Below are 7,085 nucleotides of genomic sequence, written 5' to 3'. Positions count from 1 at the left end.
GTGTCCGCGCCGCCCTCGAGACGGATCTGGTTGCCGTAAAGCCGGCCGCGCGCCCCGATCGAGGCGACGTCGGCGCCCATCATCGGCTTGTAGCTGGGGTCGAGGTTGTGCCGCTCGGTGATGACCTGGGCGATGATCTCGCCGTCGCGCTCGACGTAGCTGCCGAGATGCGCAAAGCCCGAATTGCCGCCCAGCATCCTGCCGTCATGCAGGCACATGATGCTGCAGCCGAACGCATCGTTGACGCCGTATTCAACCTTGTAGAGCCCGTCCAACAACGTCCTGAACCTGCAAAATCGGAAATGAATTGCGGCTACCTACCATCGTCGCCGCAGCGAAGCCACCGGCTTTTCCGCATCACCGCCCCGGCACCATCCGCAGCCGGGCTATCGACATTCGGCCTTTGATGCGCCCAGCGCGCCCAACGCGTGCTGGACCTGATTTGCCGTATAGTCGACCACCTCGCGGTGAGTCATCGCCGCACCACGCCGCTTGGCCTCCGCGAACGCGGCATTGCCCAGCACCAGACGAACGTTGGCGAGGGTGTCGGGCAGCTCCTGGAAAAAGCTGGTGGATGGGATCATTTGGGAGAGGGCTCCGCTGAGCGTGGCCGCGACCGTGGGATGGCCGAGCCGATCAAACAGCAGAATGAGCGTGGCGGTCGTGAGGGTCGCAAGCCCGATCTCTGTTGATTGGCTCCAGATTTCGAGCATTCGCGGCAGGGTTCGCAGCGTCTTGACCGGATCGCCGCTTCGCACTTGCAGCTCCGCGACGGCGGGGATGATGACGATCTCCCAGTAACGGTTACCGGATGTCCTTGCATGGGCAAGGGCCGCCTCGAATGCATCCAAGGCACGCCCTGGGTCGGCTTTGCTGAAGGCTCTTCCCTTGGAGAACAGCGCCGCGATCAGCGTACTTGGAGTTCGGGTGGCCGCAACCTTGTCAAGGATGTCGTCGGCGATCGCCATTGCCTCCTCATGGGCACCGGCCATGGCGAGGTAGAAAGGAAGCGTCGCCAGGCATTGCCGCTCGCGCCGGTCCGCTGGGTGCTCGGCGCCGGCACGTGCAAACTTGACAGCGCTTTCGGCGTGGCCTTGTCGGGAGGCAATCATGGCGAGAACGGCGAATGCCCACACCGGCGGATCAAAGTTGGCGTTGCCCATCAGCGCTATCGCTTCTTCGGCGTAGCGCGTTGCTTCTTGAACGCGCCCCAGGTTCCAGGCCATTTTCGCCGCGTAAGTCAGCAGGGCGCCGAGCCGGCGATGGCCGGCGCGCCTTGCGGCATCGACGATCTCCATCGGCCAGTTGAGGGGTTCGCTGCGCACCCGGAGAACTGCCATGCCCGGAATCCTGGATGCGATGCGGGCCGCAACATCGATATCATCCTGACTGCTCGCCCACCGAAACGCCGCGCGCAGATTGTCCACCTCTTGATCGAGCCAGGCATAAGCAATCAGTTGCTGTGGGCTTCGCCAAATCCTGTGGTGCGTCTCGGCATCCTCCGCGAAGAATTGGGCATGGCGACGCCGAAAGACCTCGGCCTCGCCGAGCATCGCGAGCCGCTCCTCGGCAAACTGTCGGATGGTTTCGAGCGCGCTGTAGCGAACTGCATTCCCGACCCGTTTGACGCTGAGTAGCGATTTGCGCACCAGCGAGTCCAGGAGATAGAGAACATCGCCGACTGCGATGTCGCCGCCGCAACAGACGCGCTCGGCAGCCTCCAATCCGAAACCTCCGGAGAATACCGATGTGCGCAAAAGCACCGCCTGCTCGGATGACGACAACAGGTCATACGACCATTCGACCGCGTGGCGCAGCGTCTGGTGTCGTTTCAAGACGCGTCGCGGCCCGCTGGTGAGCAGGCGGAAGCGTTCATGCAGGCGATCGCGGATCTGACAGGGACTCATTGTACGCGTTCGTGCGGCTGCAAGCTCGATGGCCAGTGGGATCCCATCGAGGCGGCGGCATATTTCACAGACCGTGTCACCGTCACCATTAAGTTCGAAGTGTGGTTCCACGAATCGCGCGCGCTCCACGAACAACTGAACCGCTGGCGCATCGCTTCCGTCGCCGCATTCGAGCGGCAGCACCGGGTAGGTCCGTTCGCCATCGAGCATCAGCATCTCCCGGCTGGTCGCCAGCAGGCTGACATGCGGGCATCTCGACAGGATCTCCCGTGCAAGACCGGCTATCGCATCGATCAAGTGCTCGCAATTGTCGAGAATGAGAAGCAGGTTTCGCCTGGCAAGTGCATCAGCGACGCTTTGCTCGATGGTCTTCCCGGCCTGTTGCGTGATGCCGAAGACGTCGGCGACGGCGTGACCGATGGCACCCGGATCGTCGAATGCGGCAAGCTCCACTATCCATGTGCCGTCCGCATACTTGTCGTGCAACTGCGCCGCGAGCTGAAGTGCGAGCCGTGTCTTGCCGATTCCGCCGGGGCCGGTCAGCGTCACCAGCCGTGCGCCGGACATGATCCCGCCTGCCCTGGCGAGGTCTCTGTCGCGCCCCAGAAAGCTCGTTGCCTGGACAGGCAAGTTACCCGGCGCGACATTCGTGTTCAGCCGTGGAGGAGTACTTCCGTCCAAAACGTCCGTGGCTCGCGGACTCTCGCGGATCCGGCTGGCGGGTCCCTCTCGCACCGGGCTTCGCACGATCGAGGGTCCGGGCTCCCTGCGGTTCCACTCTCGCAGGAGATGGCGGTGCAATGACTTGGTCTGCGCGTCTGGCTCAATTCCCAGTTCCCTGGAGAGCAGTTCCGCGCAGGTCCGATACTGCCGGAGTGCCGCACCCTGTCTGCCTTGCCGAGCATAGAGCTCCATCAGGACGCGATGCACACGTTCTTGCAGAGGATCCGCGGCAAGCAGGCGTGTTGCGATGTGAGTGCCGCGTTCGATCACACCTTCCGATAGGTGGTGATCGAGCAGCTTCGCCATGCCGTCCAAGGCGAGTTCACGGAGCCGCTGCCGTTCCGCCGCTGCCCAGTTTTCAAACTCTGGTGCCGCTACCTGAAACCCGTCGAGGAATTCGCCACGATAGATCTCGATCGCCCGCTCCAGGTTCGCCACGCCGGGTTCCTCGATAAGATGCTCGAAGACTTTTGCATCGATTTCGAGGGTGGTCGGCTCGAGACGGACGGTGTCCTCCTGAGCGATCAGCGCCGCAGGACAGGTCCGTGACAAGGCCTTGCGCAAAAGGCTCAGCGCCTGTCGCAGGCTGTCGCGGGCCTGCGCCTCACTGTGATCGCCCCACAACAGCGCCGCAAGTTTTGGTCGCGCCTGCGCTTCGTCCTGATGCATTGCCAGATAGGCGAGCAGGGCTGTCGTCTTTTTGGTGGCCAAGGGGATGGGCTCACCGGTGTCCATCTGGAGCCGGAAGCTGCCGAGCAGTGCAAGCTTTGCCTTCGCCATATCCGCCGGCCCTTTGCTCGGGGTGCAAAAAACACCCGGTCCGACGATTTTGCGAATTTATCACGCTCGGGCCGACAGGTCCATTGCGGCGGGCAGATAGTGTGCTTGCGAGGTCAGGGCCACCGTTTCCGAGGGAGATTACCATGTGGAACCGTTTGTCGATCGCAGCCGCCGCCGCACTCTTGATGGGCTCAGTCGGAGCCAACGCTGCAGAACTGCCAACCTATGAAGTGCTGGGCTTTCCGATTACGCCGCACCAGTTCGTGATATTGGGCCCGGCGAACGCGCAACAGGGGACTCCTGCCGCCGGCGTGTCGGCGCCGATCCTCACGCCGCGCCAAGAAGCCCGCGATGAGCAGATCGCGAGCAATGCGGCACGCGGGATCACAGAGCTCGCCCTCTCCCCCGTGGTTGCGCTCGATCCCACGCGGTAGATCGCGCTGTCGCGTGGCGGCTGATCTCGCACCAGCCGCCGCGCGCCAATCGGATTCCGCGACATATCGCTGCGTTGTTACCGGCCGGCGAGCATCGCCGTAGCTTGCGCTTCTTAGCGAAGAACAAGCCGCATGGCCGCCCAGCTCGGCTGCGAGCATCCAACCAGAGCGTGCCCTTTTTGGTGCGCTGCCGTTCCACGCGGCACGAATGGCGCTCTTTCGCAAGCTTTGCCCTAGACGTGCTACGCTCTTCGCATCAGCTTGAGCGAGGTGTCAGCCGCAGGCTTCGCTTCCCCGCAAGCGCGATCCTCGAGCTCGCCGCTGTCTTCCGTGCAGGTCCCGGAGAATCCGATGCCGACCTCGAGGCCGCCGAACACGGGGTTCTCGCCTTTCGCCGGCGTGTGCTCCTGGTTCAGCAGCTCGCCCTTCCAGCGGCCGTCCGCCGACGCATAGGAGCCGAGATAGTAGAAGAACGCATCAGCAGCGGTCAGCCTATCAGTCGGTCACATCCGCCTTCGCCAAACAGCAGACATTGGGCGAAAGCTCTCGCGATGTTCTGCTCAGCGGCCGATCGCGGACGTCCTAGTTTCGGCTCCGCCTACTGAGGCGGTGATGGTCATTCGGGCAGCCCAGCTCTCCTCAATCCTTCTTGGTAGCGCGAGATGTCTTCGGCGCGTCGGTAAGGTCCTAACAAATCCTTGAGATTCGAAAGACGCAAGGCGGGATTGAGCTGCCGCAGCCGCAGCAGGCACTGATGTGCTCGCTCCAATCGACCGGCCATTGCGCTGCTTGCAGCCGCTGCACGTAATGCAGGTTGAAAATCCTGGTTATCCTGCAACGCCATTGCTGCCCACGAGGCTGCCTCGTCGTAGTGACCAAGGAAGAAATGGGCGTGCGAGAGCCCAGCTCGCACTCCGCTAATTGAGGGATCGAGGGGGTTGAGGCGGATGGCACGTGCGAAGCGCTCGATCGCGACCTCCGGCTCGCCTAGCCAGTTTTTCACCCATCCACCCCAGAACCATGCCTCCGCCCAATTGGAATTGAATGCAAGCGCGCGGTCGATCAAGGCTGCCCCTTCCTCGAGATCGCGGGCAACAAACGCTAAAGTATATCCGCTCGCGGCGACGGCGATGACGTCGTCTTTTCCGAGCTCAACAGCCCTCTGCGTGAGCTTCTTCACTTTGGTAATTTCGCTGGCTGTGAATGAAATCCAGCCGTTCGTCTTCGCCCAGGCATAGCAAAGGGCGGCACGACCGTAAGCTGATGCAAAACCCGGGTCGAGCTTGATCACTTTATTGAATAGGCGTAACGCCTCTTCATTAGCTTGCCGATTCGTAATTCGATAAGAGCTGGCCAACCCGCGCAGGTAATGATCATAGGCATCAAGACTCTCGGTTGGGTTACGTTTGGCGCGCTCGATCTCGGCCTTCTCGACCGCCGGCGCGATCGCTCCGACAATGCTCTCGGTGACCTGATCCTGCAAATCGAAAATGTCACCTAACCCTCCATCAAATCGGTTTGCCCAAAGATGCGCGCCATTGGCGGTATCGACCAGCTGTCCGGTGATCCGCACTCGATTGGCAGCTTTACGAACGCTGCCTTCCAATACATACCGAACCCCAAGCTCGCGCCCGACTTGTTTCACATCGACGGCTCGCCCTTTGTAAGTGAAGCTTGAATTGCGAGCGATCACGAACAGCGCTTTGAAGCGGGACAATGCGGTGATGATGTCCTCGACCATTCCATCAGCAAAGTAGTCCTGTTCGGGATCCCCGCTCATGTTTGTGAAAGGTAACACCGCAACGGACGGCTTGTCTGGAAGCGACAGTGTGGGCCTTACCGATGGGGTCCGCAGCCCAACCGCCGATACTGCAATCCGGAAGACGCGCACCGGCCGAGCGATGTTCTTAAGCTGCCGCTCGCCAAGATCTTCGAAGGCCAGATCTAGCCTGTCGCGCACCTGATCGTGCACGACTCTGCTCACGCAGATCCCATTGGCGCCGGCGAGAGTTTCGAGCCGAGCTGCAACGTTGACACCGTCACCGTAAATGTCGTCGCCGTCGATGATGATGTCGCCTAGATTGATACCGATACGGAACTCGACGCGATGGTCGTCCGGCACGTTACGGTTGCGATCCTGCATGGCGCGCTGGACCTCCACGGCACATTGAACGGCTTCCACCACGCTTGGGAATTCGATCAGGAGACCGTCGCCGGTCGTCTTGACGATGCGGCCCTGGCGTTCGGTAATCTTCGGATCGATCAGCTCTCGTCGATGCGTTTTCAGAGCCGCCAAAGTCCCTGCCTCGTCACTGCCCATCAATCGGCTGTAACCGACTACGTCGGCGGCGATGATGGCTGCGAGCTTCCGGGTCATGCCAATGCCCGTTCCAGTTCGAGCGCTTAGGCTGTCGAGACTACCTCATGAGACGTCGACGGTCATCTGGCCCCAGCTGGCGACACCCCAGAAAAGCCGGTTCCGCGGCAACCGGCAGCTTTCGATTTGGAGATCGCCTCCTTCGCGTAAATCGCGTCGTTTGGCTCCCGAGTGAACTGGTCTACCCTGACGACCAGACCATTTCGGAGCTGCTCTTGATTTCGCTAACGAGACACATGCGGGCGCGGCGAGGCGTGAGGTCTGCTTCAGCTCACGAAGCGGACACCCGTTCAAATGAGTGTGCGCCCTACGCCCTTCGCATCAGCTTGAGCGAGGCCGCAAGCCGCAGGCTTCGCTTGCCCGCGAGCGCGATGCCTTCGAGCTCGCCGCTGTCTTCCGTGCAGGTCCCGGAGAATCCGATGCCGACCTCGAGGCCGCCGAACACGGGGTTGTCGCCTTTTGCCGGCGTGTGCTCCTGATTCAGCATCTCGCCCTTCCAGCGGCCGTCCGCCGAGGAATAGGCGCCGAGATAGTAGAAGAACGCATCGCCGCCGAGGATGCGCCCTTCGATCAGCAGCATCACGCCGGACAGTCCGGCGTCGACGCCGTCGAGCGCACTCAGCTTCATCCCATAGAGCCCGTTGGCGATGCCGCCTGGTCCGACCGTCCCGCTCGGCGGCAACCCCTCGTCGCCGAGGCGGGTGAGATGAGCCCAGAACCTGGCGCCGGGCATGGTGTCCGCGCCGCCCTCGAGACGGATCTGGTTGCCGTAAAGCCGGCCGCGCGCCCCGATCGAGGCGACGTCGGCGCCCATCATCGGCTTGTAGCTGGGGTCGAGGTTGTGCCGCTCGGTGATGACCTGGG

General features: G+C 62.1%; 4 protein-coding genes and 2 pseudogenes. 1 reads left to right on the top strand and 5 read right to left on the bottom strand.

All coding sequences use genetic code 11. The features are described from left to right. Positions 1–278, bottom strand: a pseudogene (locus HZZ16_RS36730) (GrlR family regulatory protein); the annotation flags it as partial. A gap of 108 nt (positions 279–386) precedes the next feature. Beyond that, positions 387–3,410, bottom strand: a complete 3,024-nt coding sequence (locus tag HZZ16_RS36725; RefSeq protein WP_197955723.1) for an AfsR/SARP family transcriptional regulator — start codon at positions 3,408–3,410, stop codon at positions 387–389. 143 nt (positions 3,411–3,553) lie between these two features. Here HZZ16_RS36725 and HZZ16_RS36720 point away from each other — a divergent pair, with 143 nt between their 5' ends. Continuing rightward, positions 3,554–3,844: a hypothetical protein gene (locus HZZ16_RS36720; protein ID WP_197955714.1), complete on the top strand. Its 291-nt coding sequence runs from the start codon at positions 3,554–3,556 to the stop codon at positions 3,842–3,844. 242 nt (positions 3,845–4,086) lie between these two features. On the opposite strand, the pseudogene HZZ16_RS37805 reads toward HZZ16_RS36720, so the two are convergent. The 3 genes and pseudogenes from HZZ16_RS37805 to HZZ16_RS36710 all read right to left on the bottom strand — a co-directional run. Then, positions 4,087–4,338 (bottom strand): annotated as a pseudogene (locus HZZ16_RS37805) (GrlR family regulatory protein); the annotation flags it as partial. 122 nt (positions 4,339–4,460) lie between these two features. Beyond that, positions 4,461–6,221, bottom strand: coding sequence for an adenylate/guanylate cyclase domain-containing protein (locus HZZ16_RS36715; RefSeq protein ID WP_197955711.1), 1,761 nt, complete (start codon positions 6,219–6,221; stop codon positions 4,461–4,463). A 307-nt stretch (positions 6,222–6,528) separates the two neighbouring features. Next, positions 6,529–7,085: hypothetical protein (locus tag HZZ16_RS36710; protein ID WP_197955703.1), on the bottom strand; the 557-nt coding region annotated here is incomplete at its 5' end.

It is taken from the genome of Bradyrhizobium glycinis, assembly GCF_016031655.1.
Taxonomy (GTDB): domain Bacteria; phylum Pseudomonadota; class Alphaproteobacteria; order Rhizobiales; family Xanthobacteraceae; genus Bradyrhizobium; species Bradyrhizobium glycinis.
This window is presented reverse-complemented; position numbering and strand designations above follow the sequence as displayed.

Coding starts and splice junctions, on each gene's coding strand:
- HZZ16_RS36715 (WP_197955711.1), bottom strand. CDS start 6,221: ATGACCCGGAAGCTCGCAGCCATCATCGCCGCCGACGTAGTCGGTTAC.
- HZZ16_RS36720 (WP_197955714.1), top strand. CDS start 3,554: ATGTGGAACCGTTTGTCGATCGCAGCCGCCGCCGCACTCTTGATGGGC.
- HZZ16_RS36725 (WP_197955723.1), bottom strand. CDS start 3,410: ATGGCGAAGGCAAAGCTTGCACTGCTCGGCAGCTTCCGGCTCCAGATG.